Here is a 26,002-nt window from a genome sequence, read left to right on the forward strand (position 1 = left end):
CGGCGGCGATTCTTTCGCGGCCGATGACCGCTCCTACGGGAGGGGTAAATGCAATCTCTGTAGAAGCGGCCCGTGGCCGCGAACCCGGCGCCGCGGTGTGGCAGGTATACGGCGGCGATTCTTTCGCGGCCGATTACCGCTCCTACGGGAGGGGTAAATGCAATCTCTGTAGGAGCGGTCCGTGGCCGCGAACCAGGCGCCGCGGTGTGGCGGGTACACGGCGGCGATTCTTTCGCGGCCGATGACCGCTCCTACCGGAGGGGGTCGGGTTTACAGGCCGCCGCCGACGTCCAGCAGGGCGCCGGTGGTGTAGCTGGCCTGATCGCTCACCAACCACATGATCGCCTGGGCAATCTCATCCGGCTGGCCACCGCGGCCCATGGGCACGGCGCCTTCCTTGCGCGTAACCCGGCCCGGTTCACCGCACAGGGCATGGAAATCGGTGTAGATCATTCCGGGACGAACCGCATTGACCCGTATGCCCTCGCCGGCCACCTCCTTGGCCAACCCGATGGTGAAGCTATCGATAGCCCCCTTGGACGCCGCGTAGTCGATGTACTCGTCCGCGGAACCCAGCCGAGCGGCGATCGACGACACGTTGACGATCACCCCACCCTGGCCGCCATGCCGCCGCGACATCCGCCCTACCGCATGCTTGGCGCACAGCATGGGGCCGACTACGTTGGTCGTCATCAACCCGAGCAGGCGCTGCTCGGACATCTCGTCCAACCGCGCCCTGGGGCCGTTGGTGGCCGCGTTGTTGACCAGCGCAGTGACCCGGCCCAACTCGGCATCAACCTGGCTGAACAAACGGAACACACCCTCTTCGCGGCTGACGTCGGCACGCACCGCGATGGCCTGCACGCCCAGCGCCCGCACTTGCTGCAGCACATCCATGGCCGCTGCGTCGTCACTGCGATAGTTGATGCACACACGATAGCCCTGGCTTGCCGCAAGCAGCGCGGTCGCAGCGCCGATACCTCGGCTGCCACCTGTGATGACAATGACTTTTTCCATGAAATACGTAGCCTCCAAAGACGGATTCAGGCGCGGCTGGCGCTCTTGACCTGCCTGGCCGCCTGAATGTCGTGCATGAAACGCTCGGCCGGAAGCGGATGGCCAAGCAGATAGCCCTGCAAGGAATCACAGCCCAGGCGGGTCAGGAACTGCTGTTGATTGCTGGTTTCCACACCTTCGGCCACGATCCGCAGGCCCAGCGCCCGACCTAGCGCGACGATCGCCGACACGATGGCGGCGTCGTCGCTGTCCTGCTCCAGGTCACGGACGAAACCGCGGTCGATCTTCAGCTCGTTGGCCGGCAGCCGCTTGAGGTACATGAGGCTCGAATAACCCGTGCCGAAATCGTCGATGGACAGATCGACACCCATGTCCGAAAGCTGCTGCAGCACGTTCATGCTGGCGTCGGCGTCGCTCATCGCCGTGGTTTCGGTGATTTCCAGGGTCAGGTTGGCCGCGTCGAGCCCGTGCCGATCCAGGGTGCTGGCCACCCCGCGGACCAGGCCGGCATGGCCGAACTGCAGGGCGGAAAGATTGACCGCGATGCGCCAGTGCCCGAAGCCCTGGTCGACCCACTCGCGCATCTGCCGACAGGCCTCGTCGAGCACCCAGCTGCCAATGTCGATGATCAGCCCGGTTTTCTCCGCAAGGTCGATGAAGGCGGCAGGCGCCAGCAGGCCCATTCGCGGGTGCTGCCAACGCAGCAGCGCTTCGGCGCCGATCGGCTCGCCGCTGCGGGCACCGAACTTGGGCTGGTAGAACAGACGCAACTGCTGCTCGGTGACTGCCATGCGCAGTTCCTGCAGCAGCTGCAGTTGCTTGCGGGCATTGGTGTTCATCGAGCTTTCGAAAAAGCTGTAGCCGTTCTTGCCGATGCTCTTGGCGTGGTACATGGCCGCGTCGGCATTCATCAGCAACTCGTTCTGATCGACGCCGTTGCCTGGGTACAGGGCAATACCGATGCTCGCTGAAATCTGCAATGTGTGCCCTGCCACCTCGAAAGACTGACCGATAAGATGCACCTGCTGCGCGGCGATACCCTTGGCATAGGCCGGCTCTTCCAGGCTGACGAGCAGGACGAACTCGTCGCCGCCGATCCGCGCCAGGGTGTCCTGACCATGCAGACCGCCGCGCAGACGCGAGCCCACGGCACGCAGCAACTGGTCGCCCATGTGATGGCCGAAGGCGTCGTTGACGGGCTTGAAGCCATCCAGATCGATGAACATCACCGCCAGGTAGCCGCCGACGGCATCGACCTGGCTGATCGCCTGGCCAATGCGGTCGGCCAGCAGTATGCGGTTGGGCAGTCCGGTCAGGTTGTCGTGCAGGGCCAGTTGCGTCAGTTCCTGGTTGGCCAGGGTCAGGGAGTTGGCCAGCGCCGAGGTACGTGACTCCATGCGCGCATCCAGTACCGACGTCAACAGGGTCATGCCCAGCACCGCCAGGGTGGTCACCAGCACCAGATAGTCGAGGCCGTCGCCGGTCAGGCCGTTCAGGGCCCCGCCGCAGACGCTGCCCGCCGGGAATTCGGCCGCAGCCATGCCGGTGTAGTGCATGCCGACGATGGCGATGCCCATCACCACCGAGGCTCCAGCACGGGCCACGCGTACATTGGGACGATTGCGGCGCAGGCGGAAGGCGATCCACAACGCGGCACCGGAAGCCCCTGCGGCAATCGCCAGCGACGCAACGAACAGCACAGGGTCGTAGACGATGCCTGGCTGCATCTGCAGCGCCGCCATGCCGGTGTAGTGCATGCTGCTGATACCGGCGCCCATGATCAGTGCGCCGACGGCCAGTTGCGGCCCCGGAAGCTGCGGCTGGCTGACCAGCCACAGGGCAAAGCCGGAACTGAGCACGGCAATGAGCAGCGAAGCTGCCGTGAGGCTGAGGTCGTAGCCCAACTGGATCGGCAGTTCGAAAGCGAGCATGCCGATGAAATGCATCGACCACACGCCGATGCCCATGGCCAGCGCCCCGCCGCTCATCCACAGGTACACAGCCCGGCCCTGCGCCGTGGCAATACGCCCGACCAGATCAAGCGCGGTGTACGACGCCAGAATGGCAACACACAGCGATACGACGACAAGAGCGGAAGAATAAGTACCAATTAGCATCGATATCTCGACAAGGCCGTGCGGGGTTTCAAAGGGTGACGTGACTCTGCGCAGCCATCCTGTAGCAGCGGCGCAAGCCGCGTCACGAACGCCATGGTGAATCCGACGAAAGGCGCCCAGCGTTGACGCAGCTTGCGCCGCTGCCAGGGACGTGCGCGTGACAAACCCGCTATTGTGCCGGTTCCTGCCAGCCGCCGCCCAGCGCCGCGATCAACTGCACGCTGGCGACCAGCCGACTCTGCATCAGCGTCAATACGCTGCGTTCGTTGCTCAACGCCGTGGCTTGCACGTTGACCACATCAAGATAGCCAATAAGGCCGGCTTTGTATTGGTTCGATGTAAGTCGCAACGATTCCCGCGCCGCCTGCAGCGCCTCGTTGCGCACCGAGGCTTCCTCGTCGAAGACTTTCAACTGGCTCATGTAGTCTTCCACTTCGCGAAAGCCATCGAGCACCGTCTGCCGATACTGCGCGACGGTCTGGTCATAGGCCGCCTCGCTGCGGTCCACTTCGGCCGCCCGCTGCCCACCGTCGAACAGGGTCATCGCCAACTGCGGGCCGACCGACCAGAAGCGATTGGGCAACGATACCCAGTTGCTGAAACTGCTGCTGCTGTAGCCGCCCGCCAGACTCAGGGTCAGGTCGGGAAAATAGGCCGTCTTGGCCACGCCTATTTCGGCATTGGCGGCCATCACCGAGCGCTCGGCGGCGGCGATGTCGGGACGGCGCTCAAGCAGTTGCGACGGCAGCGCCAGGGGAATGGCCGGCAACGACGGAATGTCGGTACTGCCGGCCAGGCTGAATTCCGAAGGTGCCATGCCGATCAGCACCGCGATCGCGTTCTCCAACTGCGCCCGCTGCCAGACCAGATCGATCAGGTCGGCCTGGGTCGATTTCAGCTGGGTTTGCGCGAGGAACACCGCATCCTTGCCGGAAATGCCCGCGCGGTACTGATTCTGGGTCAGGTCGAGGGAGCGCTGATACGCCTGGACGGTCGCCTCTAGCAAACGCTTTTGCTCATCGATCACGCGCAACTGCAGGTAGTTCTGTACCAGCTCCGACTGCAGGCTCAGGCGCATCGCCGCCAGATCCGCCAGGCTGGCCTGGGCGCTGGCGCGGTCGGCTTCCAGCCCGCGGCGCAGTTTGCCCCAGATGTCGGCTTCCCAGCTCACGCCCAGCTGCGTGTTGTAGGTGTCGCGAATACCACTGCTGGATTGGCTCAGGCTCGAACCGCTGCTGCCGGTGCCCTGGCTGGAGCGGGTCTTGCCGGCGCTCAGATCGACGGTGGGAAACAGCGCGCCGCGGGTGCTGCGGACCAGCGCCTGGGCCTGCCGGTATTGCGCTTCGTACTGGGCAACGGTCTGGTTGGAACGGTTGAGCCTGACCACCAGCGCATCGAGTTGGCGATCACCGTACAGTTCCCACCAGGCGCCACGCGCCAGGGCATCGCTGGGATTGGCCTGGCGCCAGCCATCGGCCTGTTTGAATGCCACCGGCGTGGCGACGGTCGGGCGTTGGTAGTCCGGGCCCAGGGTGCAGGCACCCAGCATCAGGCTGCACAGCGCCACACTGGCAAGGCGCGAGACGCGCGGAAAAACGGAATCGGTCATAGCGGAGTGTCCAGAGCGGCATCGGTACGCACGCCGCGCCACGCGTTGAAGCGGTGGCGCAGGCGGTCCAGATAGAGGTAGACCACCGGAGTGGTGTAAAGCGTGAGGATCTGGCTGAACACCAGGCCGCCGATGATGGTCAGGCCCAGCGGCCGGCGCATCTCGGCACCGGCGGCGGTGCTGAACATCAATGGCAGTGCGCCGAGAATGGCCGCCATGGTCGTCATCAGGATGGGGCGCAGGCGCAGCAGGCACGCGCGGCGGATCGACTCGGCCGGGCCCAGCCCTTCGTTGCGCTCGAGCTGCAGCGCCAGGTCGATCATCATGATGGCGTTCTTCTTCACCACGCCGATCAACAGAAACAGGCCCAGCAGCGAGATCAGGCTGAACTGGCCACCGGTGAGGTAGATGCTCAAAAGCGCGCCCACCCCCGCCGAGGGCAAGGTCGACAGAATGGTCAGCGGATGGATGTAGCTTTCGTACAGAATGCCGAGCACCAGATAGACCGCGACCAGCGCGCCGAGAATCATGAACGGCTGGCTCTTCTGCGCCGCCGCGAAGGCATCGCCGGTGCCGGCGACCTTGACGATGATGTCTTCGGGCAGGCCGACTCGCACCAGCGCCCGCTCGATCAACGGCGTGGCGACGTCGAGGGTCACCCCGTTGACCAGGTCGAAGGAGATGCTCTCCGAGGCGAACTGCCCTTCATGGCTGACACTGTCGTCGGCCAGGCTGTTTTCGTAGTGGGCGATGCTCGACAGGGGTACGCGCTTGTTGTCCATGGTGATCACCTGCACCTGCTCCAGGGTGATCGGGTCCTGGGCGTACCTGGGGTTGATTTCCATCACCACCTTGTACTGGTTGAGGCTGTCGTAGATGGTGGAAATCTGCCGCTGGCTGTAGGCGTTGTTGAGCACCGAGGTCACAGTACTCATGTCGATGCCCAGGCGCTTGGCCTTGTCGCGGTCGACGATCAGCGTCACCTGCGCGGCGCCACGCCCTTCGCGCGCGTCGATGGCGGTCAGTTCCGGCAGTGCGCGGAAGGCCGCGACGATTTTCGGGTACCAGGTGCGCAAGGCCGACAGATCACCGCTCTGGATGATGTACGAATACTGCGAGGTGCTCTGCTCGCGTGCGCCGCCGAACTGCAGGTCCTGGTCGGCCATCAGCATCAGGCGGCCGCCGGGCACCTTGGGCAGTTCCTTGCGCAGCCGTTCGATGACCTGCTGCGCGTTGATCTTGCGCACTTCGATCGGCTTCAGGCGAACCAGAATGGTCGCGTTGTTGCTGCCGTTGTTGCCGCCAATGAAACCGGCCACGCTGTCGACCGCAGGGTCGGCGAGCAGCGCGCGGCGATAGGTTTCCATCTTCGGCTGCATGACCGAGAACGACAGGCCGTCGTCGCCACGCACGAAGCCGATCAACTGGCCGGTATCCTGTTGCGGCATGAAGGTCTTGGGCACCACCACGTAAAGTGCCACGTTGCCGACGATGGTCAGCAACAGGCTGAGCAGGGTCAGCCGACGATGACGCAAGACCCAGCCAAGGCTGCGGTCGTAGCCGGCGACCATGCGCTGATTGATGCGGTTGCTCAGGCGCTGCAAGCGGTTGTCGTGCTCGGGCCGATGCGGCTTCAACCAGCGCGCGCAAAGCATTGGGGTCAGGGTCAGGGAAACGAACAGCGAAACCACGATGGCCACGGCCAGGGTGATGGAGAATTCGCGGAACAGGCTCTCGATGATGCCACCGATGAACAGGATCGAGAGGAACACCGCCACCAGCGAGACGTTCATCGACAGCAGGGTGAAGCCCACTTCCTGCGTGCCCAGGTAGGCGGCGCGCAGCGGCGGCACGCCGTCGTCAATGTGCCGGGAAATGTTCTCGAGCACCACGATGGCGTCATCCACCACCAGCCCGGTCGCCAGGATCAGCGCCATCAACGACAGGTTGTTCAGCGAGAAACCCCACAGGTACATGATCGCGAACGTGCCAACCAGTGACACCGGAACGGCCAGGGTGGGAATCAGCGAGGCGCGGAAATTGCCCAGGAACAGGAACACCACCAACACCACCAGCACCACGGCGATGAGCAGGGTCATCTCGGCCTCGTGCAGGGTGGCGGTGATCACCGGCGAGCGGTCCATGGCGATGTTCAATTCGACACTTTCGGGCAACAGCGCTTCCAGGGCCGGCAGCTGTTCCTTGATCTGGCTGACGGTCTGGATGATGTTGGCGCCAGCCTGACGGTTGATCACCAGCAGCACGGCCGAGTTGTCGTTGTAGAAGCCGCTGTTGTAGCGATCTTCCACACCGTCGGTGACCTTGGCCACATCGCTCAGGCGCAGCACCGAGCCGTCCTGGTAGCGAATGATCAGTGGCTTGTAGTCGTCGGCCTTGTCCAACTGGTCGTTGGCCTGCACCTGCCACTGGCGCTCGCCGTCCTCGACGAAACCGATGGGCCTGCGCACGTTGGTGCCGTCGATGGCCGTGCGCACGTCATCGAGCGAGACGTTGTACTGGTTGAGCAACTGCGGTTCGAGCTCGATGCGCACTGCGGGCAGCGAGCTGCCGCCGATCTGCACCTCCCCTACCCCGGGCACCTGGGACAGGCTCTGCGACAGGATGGTCGAGGCCAGGTCATAGAGCTTGCCCTTCTCCAGCACATTGGAGGTCAGCGACAGGACCATGACCGGGGCTTGCGAGGGGTTGATCTTCTTGTAGGTCGGCATGCTGCGCATACCGCTGGGCAACAGGTTGCGCGAAGCGTTGATCGCCGCCTGCACTTCACGGGCCGCGCCGTTGATGTCGCGGTCGAGGTCGAACTGCAGAATGACCCGCGTCGAGCCCTGGCTTGAGCGGCTGCTCATGGTGGTCACGCCCGGAATCGCCCCGAACGAGCGTTCCAGGGGCGTGGCCACGGTCGAGGCCATGACCTCGGGGCTGGCACCGGACAGGTTGGCGGAAACCACGATCACCGGAAAGTCCATGCTCGGCAGCGGCGACACTGGCAGCAGGCTGAAGCTGACCCCGCCGAGCAGCATGATCGCCACGCTCATCAGGAAGGTCGCCACCGGGCGGCGGATGAAAGGTCCGGACAGGTTCATGATTCAGCCTGTTCCACGGCGGCCGGCTGGCGTCCCCAGCGCCGCCCCAGGCGGTCGAAGTACAGGTAGATGACAGGGGTGGTGAACAGGGTCAGCACCTGGCTCACCAACAGCCCGCCGACCATCACCAGCCCCAGCGGCTGACGCAGTTCCGCACCCGAGCCACTGGCAAGCATCAGCGGTACCGCGCCGAACAGCGCGGCCATGGTGGTCATCAGGATCGGCCGGAAACGCAGCAGCGCGGCCTGGTAGATTGCGGTTTCCGGGTCCAGACCCTGATTGCGCTCGGCCTCCAGGGCGAAGTCGATCATCATGATCGCGTTTTTCTTGACGATGCCGATCAGCAGGATGATGCCGATGATGGCGATCATGCCCAGGTCGTTGCCGCTGATGAGCAATGCCAGCAGGGCCCCCACCGCCGCCGAGGGCAGCGTCGACAGAATGGTGATGGGGTGGATGTAGCTCTCGTAGAGCACACCCAGCACGATGTACATGGTGACGATGGCCGCCAGCACCAGCAGCAAGGTGCTCTGCAGCGACGCCTGGAAGGCCTCCGCCGCACCCTGGAACTGGGTCTGCACACCCAACGGCATGCCGATGTCGCGCTGCACCTGCTCGATCACGTCGACCGCCTTGCCCAGGGCCACGCCCTCGGCCAGGTTGAACGACATCATCACCGCCGGAAACTGACCGATGTGCGCGATCGCCAGTTGCGCCTGGCGCTGTTCGATGTGCGCCAGGCTCGACAGGCGCACCTGGGTGCCGCTGGTCGCCGTGGTGTCGCTGTCGGCGGTCTGGTTGGTGGTACCGGTGCCGTTGACACTGGCCTTGACGTAGATCTGCTCCAGCGCCTGCGGTCCCAGGGTGCTGGCATCGGTGGCCTGCAGCACTACGCGGTATTGGCTGGACTGGGTATAGATGGTGGAAATCTGTCGTTGACCGAAGGCGTCGTACAGCGCGTCGGTGATATCGGCGACGTCCACTCCGACCCGCTTGGCAGCATCGCGGTCGATCACCAGGTACACCTGCAGGCCTTTGTCCTGCAGGTCGCTGGCGACATCGGTGAGCTCGGGTCGCTGCTTCAGGGCGTCCACCAGGCGTGCGCTCCAGGTGGCGAGCAGGTCGGCATCCGGAGACGACAGGCTGAACTGGTACTGGGTGCGGCTGACCCGGTCTTCGATGGTCAGGTCCTGCACGGGTTGCATGAACAGGCGCATGCCCAGCAGCTTGTCGACCTCCGGCTGCAGGCGCGCAATGATCTGGCTGGCCGTGAGGTCGCGCTCGCCGTGGGGCTTGAGGTTGATCAGCAGCCGGCCACTGTTGAGCGTGGCGTTGTCGCCGTCTACCCCGATGTACGAAGACAGGCTGGAGACGGCTGGATCCTGCAGGATGATCTTGGCCAGGGCTTGCTGCCGCTCGCTCATGGCCTTGAAGGAAATGGATTGCGGGGCCTCGGAAATGCCCTGGATGACCCCGGTGTCCTGCACCGGGAAAAAACCCTTGGGGACCACCAGGTACAGCAGCACCGTCAGGCCCAGGGTGGCAACCGCCACCAGCAGGGTCAGCGGCTGGTGGCGCAGCACCCAGCGCAGACCGCCGGCGTAGCGCGCGATCAGCCAGTCGATCCAGGCGCCGCTGGCCTTGTAGAAGCGGCCCTGCTCCTCTTCCTTCGGCTCGCGCTTGAGCAGGCGCGCGCACATCATCGGCGTCAGAGTCAGCGAGACCACCAGGGAAATGAGGATGGCTACCGCCAGGGTAATGGCGAACTCGCGGAACAGGCGTCCGACCACGTCGGCCATGAACAGCAGCGGGATCAGCACCGCGATCAACGAGAACGTCAGCGACAGCAGGGTGAAGCTGATCTGCCGCGCGCCCTTGAGCGCAGCCTGCATCGGTGTTTCGCCTTCTTCGATGTGGCGCGAGATGTTTTCCAGCATGACGATGGCGTCGTCGACCACGAAGCCGGTGGCCACGGTCAGCGCCATCAGGGTCAGGTTGTTGATCGAGAACCCGGCCAGGTACATCACCCCGAAGGTGCCCACCAGCGACAGCGGCACGGCGATGGACGGAATCAGGGTGGCGCTGAAGCGACGCAGGAACAGGAAGGTGACCATCACCACCAGGGCAATGGCGATAAGCAGTTCGTGCTGCACGTCGGTGACCGAGGCGCGGATGGTCTGGGTGCGGTCGGTCAGCACCGTGACGTCGAGCCCGGCCGGCATGGTGTCGGTGATGGTCGGCAGCAGCGCCTTGATCCGGTCGACCACGTCGATGACGTTGGCGCCCGGCTGGCGCTGGATGTTGAGCAGTACCGCCTGGTTCTGATTGGCCCAGGCAGCCAGCCGCTCGTTCTCGGCGCCGTCGACGATCTGCGCGACGTCACGCAGGCGCAGCGGCCCGCCATTGTTGTACGCCAGGATCAGATTGGCGTATTCCTCGGGGGAGCGCAGCTGGTCGTTGGCGTCGAGCATCGACACCCGCGTGGGCCCATCGAAGTTGCCCTTGGGCTGGTTGACGTTGGAGGCGCCGATCAGGGTGCGCACGTCGGACAGGTTCAGGCCGTTGGCCGCCAGGGCTTCAGGGTTGACCTTGATGCGCACCGCCTGGCGCTGCCCTCCAGCGATGCTGACCATGCCCACACCGCTGATCTGAGCGATCTTCTGCGCCATGCGGGTGTCGACCAGGTCGTTGAGCTTGGGCAGCGGCATGGTCTTCGAGCTGATGGCTATGGTCAGCACCGGGGTGTCGGCCGGGTTGACCTTGTTGTACACCGGCGGCGCGGGCAGATCGGACGGCAACAGGTTGCTCGCCGCATTGATCGCCGCCTGCACCTGCTGCTCGGCGACGTCCATGTTGATTTCCAGGCTAAAGCGCAGGGTCAGCACCGACGCGCCGCCCGAGCTGGTCGAGGCCATCTGGGTCAGGCCGGGCATCTGCCCGAACTGGCGTTCGAGGGGGGCGGTGACCGCACTGGTCATCACCTGCGGGCTCGCGCCGGGATAGAGCGTCATGACCCGAATCGTCGGGTAGTCGACCTGCGGCAGCGCCGACACCGGCAGCAAACGATAGGCGAGCACGCCCGCCAGAACGATGGCGAGCATGGTCAGCGTCGTTGCGACAGGCCGCAGGATGAACAGCCGCGAGATATTCATGCGCCGGTCTTGCCCGTCGTTCCAGGCACAGCGGCTCCGTCCTGCCCCTGCAGGTGTTGCCCAGGCGAGGTCGGCACCTTGGCGCTGTCATCGACCACTTCGACACGGCTGCCGTCGCGCAGGCGGTCGGTGCCTTCGAGCACCACCCGGTCGCCTTGCGCCAGGCCCTGCTCGACGACGGTATTGCTGCCGTCGGTCGCGCCCACCTTGAGCTGGCGGATCTTGACCTTGTCGTTGCCATCCATGGCGTAGACGAAGGTGCCGTCGACGCCATACTGAACGGCCGCCGAGGGCACCAGCACCACGCCCTTGAGGGTATCGGACAGCAGCCGCACGTTGACGAACTGGTTGGGGAACAGGGCTTCGTCCTGGTTCTCGAAGCGCGCCTTGAACTTCAGCGTGCCGGTGGTGGTGTCGATCTGGTTGTCCAGGCTGCCAAGCACACCGGTGGCCTGTTTGCGCGTGTCGCCTCGGTCCCAGGCCTCAACTGCCAGTTTCGCGCCGCTGCGATAGCGCGCCAGCACCGGGGTGAGCTGGCTTTCAGGCAAGGTGAAGGCCACCGTGATCGGCTGCACCTGAGTGATCACCACCAGCGCATTGGTGTCGTTGGCGGCCACCAGGTTGCCGATGTCCAGCTGGCGCAAGCCCAGACGGCCGGCAATGGGCGCGCGGATGCGGGTGAAGTCGAGGTTGAGCTTGGCGTCGTTGACCGCAGCCTGGTTGGTCTGGATGGTGCCCTGATATTGGCCCACCAGTGCCTGCTGGGTGTCCAGGGTCTGGCGGGCGATGCTGTCTTCGGCGAACAGACCCTTGTAACGCTGCAGGTCGATCTGCGCGTTCTTCAGCTGTGCCTGGTTCTGCGCCAGCGTGCCCTGGGCTTGCTGCAGGGCGATTTCATAGCTGCGCGGGTCGATTTCGGCCAGCAGGTCCCCGGCCTTGACTCGCTGCCCTTCCTGGAAGTTGACCTTGATCAGTTCGCCTGCGACACGGCTGCGCACATTCACGGTATTGGTCGCCGTCACCGTACCCAGGGCCTTGTAATACACCGGGAAGTCGCCGGTGATCACCTCGGCAACACGCACCGGGGTGGGCTCGGCAGAGCCGCCGAAGCCGGGCCGCGCGGCACCTGCATTGCGCCCGGCGGCGGGCGCCGAGGCCGCGTCGTTCTGGGAATTCTTGGTGGCTGGCCAGAACCACCAGCACAACACGGCGACAACCACCACCATCAACAGGCCGAACAGCCAGCGACGCGATTTACGGGGACCTGGGGACTGCATTGAATGATCGACCATTGTGCGGGTGGGCTTCTACTTTGAGGAGGCTGAACGATAAGGAGTCGGGATGCATAAGCAAAGCGCCTTTACGGGCAATTTACCTTGGCAGGAAATAACACGCCCTGTAGCAGCGGCGCGAGCCGCGTCGTGGCTTGCGCGCAAGCATCAGACACATCGCAGTGCTCCCGGACGCGGCTTGCGCCGCTGCTACAGGAGCGCGGTGCTGCCGGACGCGGCTTGCGCCGCTGCTACGGGAGCGCGGTGCTGCCGGACGCGGCTTGCGCCGCTGCTACGGGAGCGTGGTGCTGCCGGACGCGGCTTGCGCCGCTGCTACGGGAGCGCGGTGCTGCCGGACGCGGCTTGCGCCGCTGCTACGGGAGCGCGGTGTCGCCGGACGCGGCTTGCGCCGCTGCTACGGGAGCGCGGTGTCGCCGGGCGCGGGTTGCGCCGCTGCTACAGAAACATCGCAATTTTTGTAGCAGCGGCGCGAGCCGCGTCCGGGGTCACTGCGGGCTGTCAGATACTGCGACGGATCACTTCAGTACAGCGAGGGCGGCTGCGTAGTCAGGTTCCTGGCCGATTTCCGGTACCAGCTCGCTGTGCAGCACCTTGTCGTTCTCGTCGAGTACCACGACTGCACGCGCGGTCAGCCCCTTGAGGGCACCGTCGGCAATGTCGACGCCATAGGCGTGATGAAAATCATAGGCGCGGAAAGTCGACAGGTTCTGGACGTTTTCCAGGCCTTCGGCGCCGCAGAAACGGGCCTGGGCGAACGGCAGATCGGCGGAGATGCAGAGGATGGCCGTATTGGCCACGTCGTTGGCCTGGGCATTGAACTTGCGCACGGAAGTGGCGCAAGTCGGGGTATCGATGCTTGGGAAAATGTTCAGCACCTTGCGCTTGCCGGCCAGGCTTTGCAGCGACACCTCGGCCAGGCCACCGCCGACCAGGGTGAACGCCGGCGCCTGGGCACCGACCTGGGGAAGCTCGCCACTGACGTTGATCGCGTTGCCTTTGTGCGTCACTTGAGCCATGAGCCTTGTCCTTTTTCGGGATTGAGAAAGGGCAAAGTTAACCATGAAAAGTGACGCACGGCCTATGCGTAGATTGAAAATAAGTGTTCCAGCCACACAGACGCCCTGGCACTCCTGAAACGAGGCTCAACCAGCTCTGGCACGGGCATGGACAGTGGTGGCAGGTTGCGGCTTTTCCAGTTCCAGAACGAGCCGTGCCCGTTCGACAGCGCTGACCACTCGTTGAAAGGGAATATCCGCCTTGAAGAGCTCGACCTCATCGGTCTGCTCGTTCAACAGCTTGATACACAGCGATTCATCGCCGATCACTGTGCACACGCATTTGCGTGGCAAAAACGCCAGTTCGACGATATTGCGCAGCTCCAGCGCGCTGAGTCCGGGGGGAAGCATGGTCTATCTCCTGTAGAGCCTGTGATCGGCGTCCTACCCGCGGCGGACTAGGCCTCGGGACTACAGAACAGTTTCGTTCCAAGAGATATATACCTGCGCTCGAACAGGTGCAACGAGAGTTTGCGGCTCAGCGAAAAATCAGCGCAACCCACTGAAATCAATAGAAATAAAATACTTGTACAGAAATTTCAAAGAAGCGTTTCAGCACCGTGAAAGCCCTACAATGCTTGCAGTCGGCGGCGTCGCGCTGCTCAGTCGCGCGGCTTTGGAATCAGCCCCTGAAGCTGCTGGGCGAAGAAATCGGCATCCAGCACATTGGACTCCGCTTCCTTGGTGCCACGTTCCTTGCGCCAGTACCAGGCACCATCCGCCGAGTCCTTGACGATGGAAATGCTGCCGTGACGATCCGAAGTCAGACCCGCGACGGCTATCACCATCGCCCCACCCTGCCCCATCACCTGCGGCACCAGTTCGACCCGGCGCTGGGCGAGAATGATTGCCAGCGATTCACTGATGAAAGGCGAGTGCTCGCTGGGGTAATTGCTGCTGGTGGCGACCCAGGGCGAACGTTCGATCGCCAGCAGTTGCCGATCGGTAAGGGGCGCCAGCCAGGTTTCGATTTGACCGAACAGTGCCTGGATGCTGGCTTGCCAGTGCTGGCACTGGTCCTTGAACGCCTGCTGCAGGCGTTGCTGGGCTGCGGCGTGTTCCTTGAGCATGTCAGCCAGTTGCTGTACTTCGTCCATCGCGACCACCTCGGTGCGCGCCCGCCCTGGGCATGCCGCAAATCGGCGGCCGCAGGTCGGGCATCGAGGGTCAGTGTAACAGGCTTGCTCAGGCGCTCAGCGAATAGACCAGCGCCGAAATCGCCACCAGGCCTACCAGCGTCACGAATACGTTGGACACGTGCCCGGCGTACTTGCGCATGGCCGGCACACGCCGGATCGCGTACATCGGCATGAGGAACAGCAGCGCGGCAATGACCGGCCCGCCGAAGCTTTCGATCATGCGCACAATGTTCGGATTGAGCGTGGCGACGAGCCAGCAGACCAACAACATGAACAGTGCGGTGAAACGATCCAGGGCCTTGGCATTGGGCCGACGGCCGGATTTCAGAACCAGACCCTTGATGCCTTCGCTGGCACCGATGTAGTGGCCCAGGAACGATTTGGCGATGGCCACGATCGCAATCAGCGGTGCGGCGAACGCTATCACCGGATTGCTGAAGTGGTTGGCCAGGTAGGACAGGATCGACAGGTTCTGCGCCTTGGCTTCGGCAAGCTGCTCAGGCGACAGGGTCAGCACGCAACTGAACACGAAGAACAGCACCAGCACCACCATCAAGCCATGGGCGCGCGCCAGGATCTGGCTGCTGCGCTGGTCGGCGTGCTCGCCGTAGCGACGCTTCTGGTCCACGGCGAAGGCCGAGATGATCGGCGAATGGTTGAAGGAAAACACCATTACCGGGATCGCCAGCCACAGGGTATGGATCAGCGCACCGGGCGCGGGCAGGTCCCCGGCGGTCGCCAGGATGCCACCATTCCAGTGCGGAATCAGGTACAGCGCGAGCAACACCAGCGCGACGATGAACGGATAGACCATCAGGCTCATCGCCTTGACGATGAACTGTTCGCCGCAGCGCACCACGATCAACAGACCGAGAATCAGTACCAGCGCCAGCACCGCCCGTGGCGGCGTATCCATGTGCAACTGATGCTCCATGAAACTGCCGACGGTGTTGGTCAGGCCCACGCTGTAGATCAGCAGGATCGGAAAGATGGCGAAGAAGTACAGCAGCGTTATCAACGCCCCCGCCTTGAGGCCGAAGTGCTCCTCCACGACATCGGTGATGTCCGTGCCGGCGCGGCCGGAAAGCACGAAGCGGGTCAGGCCCTGGTGCGCGTAGTAGGTCATCGGGAACGCCAGCACGGCCAGGATGACCAGCGGCCAGAAACCACCAAGGCCGGCGTTGATCGGCAGGAACAAGGTGCCGGCGCCGATCGCAGTGCCGAACAGGCCGAGCATCCAGGTGGTGTCGTGGCGGCTCCAGGGGCTCTGGGCGGCGGGCGCCTGGGCGTAGCGTGGGTCGAGGCTGTTGGCCTGCTCGTTCATCCGGTCGAATCTCCGCTTGCCTGTGTTCAACTGATGGCCGGAAGCGGGAAAAACGTGCAGCTGGCAGCGCCCCGGCCTTGAAAAGGGGCGTGATTGTCCAAGATTGTGCAAGGAAAGCAAAGGGTTAGTCGAGCAACGGTCCGTCGGTGCACGGCCATCCGGCCCGACAACGGCGCGTTTAGGTCGAGGTTGCCAGCCATTTCTCCGGTACGAGGCTCTGCACCAGCCAGGTCGCGGTAGTGTCCGCGGGCATGGGCCTGGCGAAGTAATAGCCCTGGACATAGCGACAACCCAGCAATGCCAGCGCCTGCGCCTCCTCGCGGGTTTCCACCCCTTCGAAGATGCAATCCAGGTCCATGTCCTGGGTCAAGGCCAGCAGCGATTTGACGATCTTGTAGCTGGCCGGTTTCTCGTGCAGGCGGGCGACGAAACTGCGGTCCACCTTGAGCTTGGTCAGGGCCAGCGCGTGTAGATGGCTCAGGCTCGAATAGCCGGTACCGAAGTCGTCGAGCGAAATACCGCAGCCCAGGGCCCGCAGGGATGCGATCGCTTCCTGAACCAGGTCCAGATCCTGCAGGGTCGCCGTTTCGGTGATTTCCAGGTCGACTCGGCTGGGGTCGAACGGGCCGCTGGCCAGGAGTTTGACGATGGCCTGCACGGCGTCGGGGGAGCCGCAGTCGTGGGCCGACAGGTTGAAGGACAAACGGATCGGCGCCGGCCAGGTGCATGCACCCTGCAGGGCCTTGGCCAACAGTGGCAGGGTCAGACGATTGATCATGCCGCTGCGCTCGGCGACCGGAATGAACTGGCCGGGCGGCACGGGCCCCAGCTCCACGCTCTGCCACCGAGCCAAGGCTTCGAACGCCACGGTGGCGCCGGTCTGCAACTCGACGATAGGCTGGAAGGCGACGCTGAACTCGCGATCCAGATCGGCACGACGCAGCGCCTGCTCGGTGAGGATCGCGCTCTGCAACTGCTTCCTGTGCAGCGCCGAGAACAGCGACATGTGACCGACGACATGGCGCTTGCTGTGGTACAGCGCGTAGTCGGCGTACTCGAACAGCTCGTGCGCATCGGTGGCAAGGTCCGGGAAGGTCGCCAAACCCATCGAAGCACCGACCTGGATTGGCACATCGACCAACAGGTAGGGCTTGCCCAGTTCGATGCAGATGCGTTCGGCAAAGGCTGCAATCTGCGCGTTGTCGCCGCAATCGGGCAGGATCAAGGCAAACTCGTCGCCACCCAGACGCGCAACGTGAACGCCGTCCGGCAGCAGCGCAGCAAGGCGCGTGCCGACCTCGGCCAACAGGCGGTCGCCGACACTGTGCCCGTACAGGTCGTTGACCGGCTTGAATCCGTCAAGATCGAGAATGCCCACGCCCAGTCTGTGCCCCTGCTCCCCTGCCTGGGCCAGACAGGTGTCCAGGCAGTTGAAGAACCAGCGGCGATTGGGTAGCCCGGTCAGGCTGTCCTTGTTGGCCAGCAGGAAGTTCTCGTCGCTCAGCGCTTCGCTGTGCGCCTGGGCGTTCACCAGGCCGGTGAAGTTGCGGTAGTTGTTCTGCAACACCACCAGCATGATGCCCGTGACCAGCATCACGTTGACGCTGGTGGCGATGAACGTCGGGTTATCGGTGGAGGCGAAAAAGGCAATGAAGGCCACGTTGACCACGGCGGCCGTCATCAGGGCGGCGGAGCGCAGGTGCATCAGGCAGAAAATGCAGCCGATCACCGTGATGGCCATGTAGAACGCCACATGGGCCTTGGCGTAGCTGTCGCCATAGGGAAACAGGGCCAGCGCCCACACGGTGAAACCGATGGCTACCACGCAACAGATGCGGTTGGTCCGTGCCAGCGCCTGGGCGACTTCGACGTCGTCTGGCTGGTGCTGCCAACCGCGGCGCCAGGCCAGCGCTCGTACCAGGCTGATGAGGGTCAGTACCAGCGGTATGTGCACGGTCATCCACACGGGCGAGCTGGCCATGTGGGTGAAGGCCAGCGCCCAGCTGTTGATGAGCAGGATGAAGTACATCAGGGGAATCTGCCTGGCCAGGGCCTGGTACTGGGCCGCCAGCAGACGCGAATTGCCTTGAGGTACGCTGCACAACCGTTTGATCAGCGCGAACAGGCCGGTGCAGGTGAAGCGTCTGGTCGTAGACATCATGTCCGAACGTATGGGTGTAATCAGAAGTTGTCGGCCGAACTCAGCTTTACTGTAGCCAACCGTGGGTCATCCAGGCAGTTTATTTGCGAGCGTCCGAATGTTCTGCAGAGGCTGCATCCGCTTTGCCACCCAGGTACCAGCCCACCGCTCCCCACAGCGCCGCGCAGGCAGCGCCCACCAGGGCGATCAGCAACACGCCGTGTCCGAGCAGGTCGAGCAGGCTCTTCACCCAGCCACTGAAGGCATCGCCGCCGCGGTAGACCACCGTGTCGATGAAGTTCTTCGCCTTGTATTTGGTTTCGGCGTCCAATGGGGCGAAGAGCATTTCGCGACCGGGACGTACGAAGGCGTATTCGCCGATGCGGCGCACGATCATCAGCCCAGCCAGCATGGCGAAAGTGGGTGCCAGCGCCAGGCCGATGAAGCCCAGGCAGACCAGCGCCGGCACCAGCGCCAGCAAGGTCTTCACTCCCAGCCGTTGCGCCAGCCGGCCGGTGATGAACAACTGCGCGATGAGCGCACCGGCCTGGACCACGAAATCGATGATGCCGAATACCCTCACCTGTTCCTCGCGACCGGGGAAGCGTTCGGCGACCAGACGGGCCTGTTCGAAATAAAGAAAGGTGCTGACCGTGGCCAACAGCACGACGAAGGCGCAAATGCCCAGCAGGTAGCGCGATTGCAGCACACGCGTCAGCCCACTGAACGGGTTGCCGGCCACCGGCTTGCGCGGGCTTTCGGCGTGCGCGGCACCCGGCCGCCCTGCCCCGTGCTCGGCACGCCAGCTCATCAATCGGTGTTTCAGCAAGATCGCGACGCCAAGCAATGCTGCCGCCAGTATCGACAGCCCGCTGGCGCCGATGGCGCCGACCAGCAGCGCGCTCGTGGCCGGCCCCGCCAGGCCGCCGACGCTGGCTCCAGCGGCGATGAACGCGAACAGGCGCTTGGCCTGGGCGCCATCGAACACATCGGCCATCAGGCTCCATGCCACCGAGATGACGAACAGGTTATAGACCGAGATCCATACGTAGAAGATTCGCGCCAGCCAGATGCCCTGCTCGGCAGCAGCGAAGGCGGCGGCGAACAGCAACAGGTTGCCGCCGAAGAATCCGTATACCCAGTCGATGTAGTGAAGCCTGGGCACCCTGGAGTTGAGCCAGCCGAACAGCGGCACGGCAACCAGCATCGCGACGAAGGTGGCCGTGAACAACCATTGCAGGTTTTCCACACCGCCCTGGATGCCCATGGATTCGCGGATCGGCCGCAGCATGAAATAGCCGCAGAACAGGCAGAAAAACAACGCGAACGCGGCCAGCGCTGCCCGCCCTTCATCGGGTCGGGCATTGATCGCCTGACGCAGACGCGCACTGACGCTGATCATAGGTAGCGCACCTCAGGCGAATTCGGCGGCGATGCGTTGCAACTGGCCGGCATCGGGCAGGCGGCCCTGGCCGGCCAACAGGTTGTCGAGGACATAGCGCGGCTGCGAGGTGGCTGGAATCACCGTGGTGACCGCAGGGTTGGCCAGCACGAACTTGAGCATCAACTGGGCCCATGAACTGGCATCCAGCTCGGCCGCAGCCCACTCGGGAAGAGCGCGGCCTTTGACCTTTGCGAACAGCCGGCCAGCTTCGAACGTGCGGTTGATCAAGGTGGCTATGCCGTGATCGGCGCAGTACGGCAACAGGGTACGCTCGGCGTTGCGCGCGCCTATCGAGTAGTTGACCTGGACGAAATCGACCGGCTCTTTCTTCAGCACGGCCAGCAGCTCGTCGTGGGCCGATTCCACGTAATGCGTCACGCCTATGTAGCGAATACGGCCTTGGGCCTTGAGTTCACGCAGCAATGCCAACTGGGTACGGGTGTCCTGCAGGTTATGGACCTGGATGAGGTCGATCCTGTCGGTCTGCAGCGCCTTGAAGCTGGCTTCGATCTGGCGCATGCCGGCCTCGCGTCCGGTCGCAGATACCTTGCTTGCGAGAAACACCTTGTCGCGCACGCCGGCCTGGTTCACCAGGTCGCCGGTCACCTGCTCGGCGCGACCATAGCTGGGCGCCGTGTCGATCACCCTGGCGCCACCGTCGACGAAGGCCCTGAGCACATCGCGCAGCGGCGCCATGTCTGCCGAAGCAGGGTCGACGTTGAATGTTTGCGAGGTACCCAGGCCGATGGCCGGAAGCTGTTCACCGGAGGCGGGAATCTTGCGCTGCAACAAGGGTTGTGCGGCAAATGCCAGGGGTGACATGAGCGAGCCCCAGCTGGCGGCTGCGCTCAACATGGCGGTGTACTGAACGAATTGGCGGCGGGTCGGCATGGAGTAGCCCCTCAGGGTTTTCACGCGAGTCGGGAAGACATTTCCCACGAAGATGGCAGACCCCAGTATGGCCAAGCACACAGGATTCGGGGCGCCATCGATGACAAATGAAACATCAGGACAACAAATTTTCGACCGCGAGATCGCATTACACCAGGCTCAAACGACACGCCCCCGGGCAATGGAATTGCGCCGGGGGCGTTTTTTGTCATGCAACTGCTGGATGAATCAGTGCATGAATAGCGCGATCAAGATGATGATCGGGATAGGCACACCGAGGAAAAACAAGAGAATCGAGCGCATGGCAGTACTCCTTGATCAGCGAATCGAAGTGGGTGCGTGAGTGCGGGTGCGGTCGCGTTCATGCCAGACTACGGCATCCCGGCTGCGGCCACCGAAGGTCGCCGCGAAGCTGGCAAAGAACGCGCCGCAGAGCAAGGCGACGAACGTCCACAGCGCCGTGGCGGCAGCAACTTTCTTGGCGGTATCGGCAGCCTGGCGGGCGGCCATTTCAGCGTCTTCGACCGACTTCAACGCCTGACCGTAGACCTGATCGACGCGCTGCTCGGCCTGAGCCTGGGTCAGGTTGGTACGCTGGCTGACCAGTTGCGCCAGATAGGCGCGGTCTTCACCGGCGAGCTGGCCGTCGTTGCTCACAGTCCGGGCGAAGATGCGGGTCACCACGGCATGGGCCGCGTCGTCGCTGACCGCTACCGGGCGGTTGTCGCGAAACAGCATGTCGACGAAGTAGCCGTACGGGTCGCTGGCGTTGTCATTCGCGGAACTGCCCGCTGCCACGGCGGCACCGGAGGCAACGCTGGCACCGGCCTGCACGCCGCCGCCGATCGCACTGCCGACCGAACCCAACACCAGCATCGCAGTGACCAGCGAGGCCACTGCCCACGCCAGGAAGCCGTGCGCGGTATCGCGGAAGTACACTTCGTCGCCGTGCATGTTGGCCCACTTCACCCGCAGGCGGCCGGCCAGATAACCGCCCATTCCGGAAGCGACGATTTGCGTGAATGTCAGCCAGATTACTGTGGAGACGCCCAGGGTCGTTGCGCTGACCCCTTTGTCGGCCCAAGGCGATATGGCTGAAAATCCGAGGCCGAAGCCCAGCACAACCAGGATCATCGACAAGGCGGCGGCACCCGCTGCGCCGGCGAAAATCGCGGCCCAGGATACACCGGAGTGATTGGAACTGTCCGTCGAAGCGGACAGCGCGGCAGGAGGAAGGTGGTCAGCAGGGGTCATCATTATTGTCGTGCTCCTAGCAGGTTCAACGTGTGTGATCGCTCACGAAATGCTTGCGGGGAGAACACTGCACCACACGTGCCACGCAGGATAAAAATAATAGCTTTTAAAATCATAAGTTTAGGTAACTAACCTAAACTTGGACTCATGCAATTTGCCCGAACCGTCAACGCTTGACCGGGCTTTCTGCATTGTTCTGTAACGCAAACGAGCTTGACTAGTGACTAGTGGTATTTTTCTGCTCCGCAGGATAGAACTCACCTTCCATGTTCTGCTTGTCCAGCGCGGTACGCAGCCTGGCCTCCAGTGTCGCAACGGCAGGGTTGTCGCAAATGTCAGCGACGACCAGCCACAGCCGCTGCAGGTTCTGCTCGTGAGTGCCCTCACTGAGCATTTCGTGGCTGACAACGGGCCTTCCACGCCAGAAACACAGGGTGTCGATCTCGCTTTCTGCACTGAACGTACACGCCGGGCCCGCTAGCCATATTTCACTGACGGTGCGCAGATTGGTTTGTTCTATATCGTGATGCTGGATTCTAAGTGGCATTGCATTACCCATTGCGCAGGAGCGATACGGCTTGGAACCCACCGCACATGCCCAAGTTCTACCGGGAATGCCATTGTCGAGAATGCCCCTGTCGGGCCAGACCCTGCTCGTTGAAAGGAGATGGAACATGAAAAACCTGATCACAGCCCTGGCGCTGGGCGCGTCGCTGGCCCATGCCAGCGACGGCAACCCGCTGGTTGCCGAACGCTGGCAGAGTCGTCCACTGATCGTCATTGCGCCTGATGCACGCGATGCCACCCTGGTCGACCTGCGCACCGCGCTGGCCAGGCCGGTCAACCGCGAGGCGTTCGTCGAACGTGAGATGGTGCTCTACGAAATCGTCGGCGGCCGGGCCAGCCGCAATGGCCAGCCGTTGGGCAATGAGGCAAGCGCGGCGCTGCTCAAGGCGCTCAGGCACCCGGCCGATGCCCAGGCCCGGGTCTTGCTGGTGGGCAAGGACGGCGGCATCAAGGTCGACCAACCGGGGCCCGTCGATCCGCAGGCTTTGTTCAGCACCATCGACCGCATGCCGATGCGCCAGGGCGAGTGAATAGACGAGTCAGATGCCTTCGCGGGCGATGTCCATGGCGAAGTAAGTGAAGATCAGGTCGGCACCGGCGCGCTTGATCGCGCCCAGGCTCTCGCGCACGATACGCTGCTCGTCCACCGCGCCTGCCTGGCCGGCAAATTTGATCATCGCGTATTCGCCACTGACCTGGTACGCAGCCAGCGGCAGGCGCGACGCCTCGCGGATATCGCGAATGATGTCGAGGTAGGCCCCTGCAGGCTTGACCATCAAGGCGTCCGCGCCCTCCTGCTCGTCGAGCAGCGATTCGCGCACGGCTTCGCGACGGTTCATAGGGTTCATCTGGTAGGTCTTGCGATCACCCTTGAGGGCCGTGCCACCGGCTTCGCGGAACGGGCCGTAGAACGACGACGCGAATTTGGTCGAATAGGCCATGATCGACGTGTCGAAGAAACCGGCTTCGTCCAGTGCGCTGCGGATCGCCTGCACCTGGCCGTCCATGGCCGCCGACGGTGAAATGAAATCGGCACCGGCGCGCGCCGCAACCACGGCCTGCTTGCCAAGGTTGATCAGGGTCGCGTCGTTGTCGACATGATCACCGTGCAGAACCCCGCAATGGCCATGGGAGGTGTATTCGCAGAAACAGGTGTCGGCCATGACCACCATCTCTGGAACCGTGTCCTTGCAGATACGGGCAATGCGCGCCACCAGGCCGTCTTCGTTCCAGGTGTCGCTGCCATCGGCGTCTAGGTGGTGGGATACACCGAACGTCATCACCGATTTGATGCCGGCACGCGCGTAGCGCTCGATCTCACCCGCAAGCTTCGACTCGGGAATGCGCATGACTCCCGGCATGCTGTTGATGGGCACGAAGTCGTCGATCTCTTCTTCGACGAAAATCGGCAGCACCAGGTCGCCAAGATTGAATTCGGCTTCCTGGAACAGGTCGCGGAAAGAAGCGTTGCGGCGCAGGCGGCGCGGCCTGGCGGAAGGAAACTGGCTGGGCATCATGGATTCCACTGATAAGGGCGTACGGCATCGAACGGGCAAGCTTAGGCCGGGAGACGGGCGCCGGGCAAACCGGATTTCGATAAAGCTGAGTTGCACGGCAGGTAACAATTGGTTGAAGTGCAGAGCACGGCCTTGCAACGCAACTTACCCGGCCGCTCAAGGGTCAACCCTGACGACATCTTCACCGCGATTTCCTCGCGAACTCAATGTGGGATCGAATCAATATGACAAATCAGATTTCCAATCCAGCCAGTTCCACCGCCACCGACCAGCTGTGCATCAATACCCTGCGCACGCTGGCCATGGATGCCGTGCAGAAAGCCAATTCCGGGCATCCCGGCACACCCATGGCCCTGGCGCCGGTGGGCTATACCCTGTGGAGCCGCTTCCTGCGCTACCACCCCGAGCATCCCGACTGGCCCAACCGCGACCGATTCGTGCTTTCCGCCGGCCATGCTTCCATGCTGCTGTACGGGCTGTTGCACTTAGCGGGCGTCGAAGAAATCGACGAGCACGGGACCAAGACCGGCCAGCCTGCAGTCAGCCTGGACGACATCAAGCAGTTTCGGCAGATGGACTCCAAGACTCCCGGGCATCCCGAATACCGTTTCACTACCGGTGTCGAGACTACCACCGGGCCGCTGGGCCAAGGTTGCGCCAACAGCGTTGGCATGGCCATGGCTCAGCACTGGCTTGCGTCGCGCTTCAACCGCGACGACCTGAAGCTGTTCGATTACAACGTTTACGCGATCTGCGGCGACGGCGACATGATGGAAGGCGTCAGCAGCGAGGCCGCGTCGATGGCCGGCCATTTGAAGCTGGCCAACCTGTGCTGGATCTACGACAACAACACGATCAGCATCGAAGGCCACACCGAACTGGCGTTCAGCGAAGACGTGCTGACCCGGTTCAAGGGCTACGGCTGGAACACCTTGCACGTTACCGACGCCAACGATACCGAAGCGTTGGCCAAAGCCTTCGAGCAGTTCACCCAGAACCGCGACGCGCCGACCTTGATCATGGTCGACAGCGTGATCGGCTACGGCGCGCCGAACAAACAGAACACCGCCGCTGCCCACGGTGAAGCGCTGGGTGACGATGAAATCAAGCTGGCCAAGAAAGCCTACGGCTGGGATGAGAACAGCAGCTTCTCGGTGCCTGACAGCGTGGCCCATCATCTGCGTGACACTTTGCTGAACAGCCATGGTGAACGCCATGCGCAGTGGGAACGGCAGTTGCAGACACTGGCAGAACGCGAACCCGACCTGGCCGAGGAACTGCGGCGCATGCGCGCTGGGGAAATGCCCGAAGGTTGGCACGCCGAACTGGAAGCCTTCGACACCGACGCCAAGGGTGTGGCGACGCGTGCCGCGGGCGGCAAGGTGCTGAACGCGTTCGCCAAGAAGATTCCCTGGTTGCTGGGCGGTTCGGCCGACCTGTCGCCGTCGACCAAGACCAACCTGACGTTCGACGGTGCAGGCAGTTTTTCGGCAACCCAGCCTGGGGGGCGCAATCTGCACTTCGGCATCCGCGAGCACGCCATGGGCGCGATCGCCAATGGCCTGGCGCTGTGCTACATCCGTCCGTACACCTCGACCTTTCTGGTGTTCAGCGACTACATGAAACCGCCGATTCGCCTGGCGGCGATCATGGAGTTGCCGGTGGTGTTCGTCTTTACCCACGATTCCATCGGTGTCGGTGAAGACGGCCCTACCCATCAGCCCATCGAGCACCTGACCCAGCTACGTGCCACCCCAGGGCTGCTGACGTTGCGCCCAGGCGATGCCAACGAAACCACCCAGGCTTGGAAGATTGCCTTGGCGCAGACTGATCGGCCGTCGTGCATCGTGTTGTCGCGTCAGCCTATGGCGACCTTGGATCGCGAACGCTTCGGCAGTGCCGAGGGCGTCGCCCGTGGCGGCTATGTGTTGGCCGACAGCGAGAATCCGCAGGTGATTCTGATCGCCACTGGCAGTGAAGTGGGCCTTGCCGTGCAGGCTTATGAGCAGTTGCACGAGCAAGGTATCGCGGCCCGCGTGGTCAGCCTGCCGTGCTGGGAGTTGTTCGAGGAGCAGGATGCGCAGTATCGCGAACAGGTGCTGCCGGCTGCGGTGACTGCGCGCGTGGCCATCGAGCAGGCCGGACCGCTGGGTTGGGATCGCTACGTGGGTGCCACCGGTGCGAAGGTGGTGATGAACAGCTTCGGGGCCTCGGCGCCGATCGACAAGTTGCAGGCCAAGTTCGGGTTCACCGTGGACAATGTGGTGAAGCTGGCGAAAGAGCAGATCGGCTAGCCCTATCTCGGCGGCGCGGCCGGACACCCTGTAGGAGCGGTCCGTGGCCGCGAAATGAGCGGCGCGGCGAGTCTGGAACTCCGCGG

18 protein-coding genes are annotated in these 26,002 nt (G+C 63.4%); 2 read left to right on the plus strand and 16 right to left on the minus strand.

Annotated features, from left to right (window positions below; genetic code table 11):
* Positions 1-270: 270 nt before the first annotated feature.
* The 15 genes from IFT76_RS17915 to IFT76_RS17985 form a co-directional block, all read right to left on the minus strand.
* Complete coding sequence (locus tag IFT76_RS17915; RefSeq protein ID WP_192059599.1) at positions 271-1,017, minus strand: SDR family oxidoreductase; 747 nt, start codon at positions 1,015-1,017, stop codon at positions 271-273.
* Between the two features lie 26 nt (positions 1,018-1,043).
* Positions 1,044-3,134, minus strand: a complete 2,091-nt coding sequence (locus tag IFT76_RS17920) for a putative bifunctional diguanylate cyclase/phosphodiesterase (RefSeq protein WP_122477884.1) — start codon at positions 3,132-3,134, stop codon at positions 1,044-1,046.
* A gap of 169 nt (positions 3,135-3,303) precedes the next feature.
* Positions 3,304-4,743 carry an efflux transporter outer membrane subunit gene (locus tag IFT76_RS17925; protein ID WP_192059601.1) on the minus strand — a complete coding sequence of 480 codons (1,440 nt, stop codon included), beginning with the start codon at positions 4,741-4,743 and terminating at the stop codon, positions 3,304-3,306.
* On the minus strand, positions 4,740-7,847 hold the full coding sequence (locus tag IFT76_RS17930; RefSeq protein ID WP_192059603.1) for an efflux RND transporter permease subunit: 3,108 nt from the start codon (positions 7,845-7,847) through the stop codon (positions 4,740-4,742). Before IFT76_RS17930 ends, IFT76_RS17925 begins: the two co-directional genes overlap by 4 nt.
* Complete coding sequence (locus IFT76_RS17935) at positions 7,844-10,999, minus strand: MdtB/MuxB family multidrug efflux RND transporter permease subunit (protein WP_185793259.1); 3,156 nt, start codon at positions 10,997-10,999, stop codon at positions 7,844-7,846. Before IFT76_RS17935 ends, IFT76_RS17930 begins: the two co-directional genes overlap by 4 nt.
* Positions 10,996-12,291, minus strand: a complete 1,296-nt coding sequence (locus IFT76_RS17940) for an MdtA/MuxA family multidrug efflux RND transporter periplasmic adaptor subunit (protein ID WP_192059605.1) — start codon at positions 12,289-12,291, stop codon at positions 10,996-10,998. Before IFT76_RS17940 ends, IFT76_RS17935 begins: the two co-directional genes overlap by 4 nt.
* Before the next feature lie 515 nt (positions 12,292-12,806).
* Positions 12,807-13,307 carry a thiol peroxidase gene (gene tpx / locus IFT76_RS17945; protein ID WP_192059607.1) on the minus strand — a complete coding sequence of 167 codons (501 nt, stop codon included), beginning with the start codon at positions 13,305-13,307 and terminating at the stop codon, positions 12,807-12,809.
* Between the two features lie 126 nt (positions 13,308-13,433).
* Positions 13,434-13,697 carry a DUF1652 domain-containing protein gene (locus tag IFT76_RS17950; protein ID WP_122477873.1) on the minus strand — a complete coding sequence of 88 codons (264 nt, stop codon included), beginning with the start codon at positions 13,695-13,697 and terminating at the stop codon, positions 13,434-13,436.
* A gap of 251 nt (positions 13,698-13,948) precedes the next feature.
* Positions 13,949-14,443 carry a hypothetical protein gene (locus IFT76_RS17955; RefSeq protein ID WP_122477871.1) on the minus strand — a complete coding sequence of 165 codons (495 nt, stop codon included), beginning with the start codon at positions 14,441-14,443 and terminating at the stop codon, positions 13,949-13,951.
* 88 nt (positions 14,444-14,531) lie between these two features.
* Positions 14,532-15,809, minus strand: coding sequence for a serine/threonine transporter (locus tag IFT76_RS17960; RefSeq protein WP_192059608.1), 1,278 nt, complete (start codon positions 15,807-15,809; stop codon positions 14,532-14,534).
* A 178-nt stretch (positions 15,810-15,987) separates the two neighbouring features.
* On the minus strand, positions 15,988-17,967 hold the full coding sequence (locus IFT76_RS17965; protein WP_192059610.1) for a putative bifunctional diguanylate cyclase/phosphodiesterase: 1,980 nt from the start codon (positions 17,965-17,967) through the stop codon (positions 15,988-15,990).
* 82 nt (positions 17,968-18,049) lie between these two features.
* The gene (locus IFT76_RS17970; RefSeq protein WP_192059612.1) at positions 18,050-19,351 is read right to left on the minus strand and encodes an NTP/NDP exchange transporter; all 1,302 of its coding nucleotides are present in this window, start codon (positions 19,349-19,351) and stop codon (positions 18,050-18,052) included.
* A 12-nt stretch (positions 19,352-19,363) separates the two neighbouring features.
* A complete protein-coding gene (locus IFT76_RS17975) occupies positions 19,364-20,284 on the minus strand; it encodes an aldo/keto reductase (RefSeq protein WP_192059614.1) in 921 nt (306 codons plus the stop codon).
* A 318-nt stretch (positions 20,285-20,602) separates the two neighbouring features.
* Positions 20,603-21,541: a hypothetical protein gene (locus IFT76_RS17980; RefSeq protein WP_192059616.1), complete on the minus strand. Its 939-nt coding sequence runs from the start codon at positions 21,539-21,541 to the stop codon at positions 20,603-20,605.
* 214 nt (positions 21,542-21,755) lie between these two features.
* On the minus strand, positions 21,756-22,085 hold the full coding sequence (locus tag IFT76_RS17985) for a hypothetical protein (RefSeq protein ID WP_192059618.1): 330 nt from the start codon (positions 22,083-22,085) through the stop codon (positions 21,756-21,758).
* 127 nt (positions 22,086-22,212) lie between these two features.
* On the opposite strand from IFT76_RS17985, the gene IFT76_RS17990 reads away from it, so the two are divergent.
* On the plus strand, positions 22,213-22,635 hold the full coding sequence (locus tag IFT76_RS17990; RefSeq protein ID WP_192059620.1) for a DUF4174 domain-containing protein: 423 nt from the start codon (positions 22,213-22,215) through the stop codon (positions 22,633-22,635).
* 9 nt (positions 22,636-22,644) lie between these two features.
* Here IFT76_RS17990 and hemB read toward each other — a convergent pair whose 3' ends face one another.
* On the minus strand, positions 22,645-23,619 hold the full coding sequence (gene hemB, locus IFT76_RS17995; RefSeq protein ID WP_192059622.1) for a porphobilinogen synthase: 975 nt from the start codon (positions 23,617-23,619) through the stop codon (positions 22,645-22,647).
* Positions 23,620-23,846: 227 nt separating this feature from the next.
* On the opposite strand from hemB, the gene tkt reads away from it, so the two are divergent.
* Positions 23,847-25,916, plus strand: a complete 2,070-nt coding sequence (gene tkt / locus IFT76_RS18000) for a transketolase (RefSeq protein ID WP_192059624.1) — start codon at positions 23,847-23,849, stop codon at positions 25,914-25,916.
* The last annotated feature ends 86 nt before the right edge of the window (positions 25,917-26,002 follow it).

It is taken from the genome of Pseudomonas sp. CFBP 13727, assembly GCF_014841915.1.
Classification (GTDB): domain Bacteria; phylum Pseudomonadota; class Gammaproteobacteria; order Pseudomonadales; family Pseudomonadaceae; genus Aquipseudomonas; species Aquipseudomonas baltica.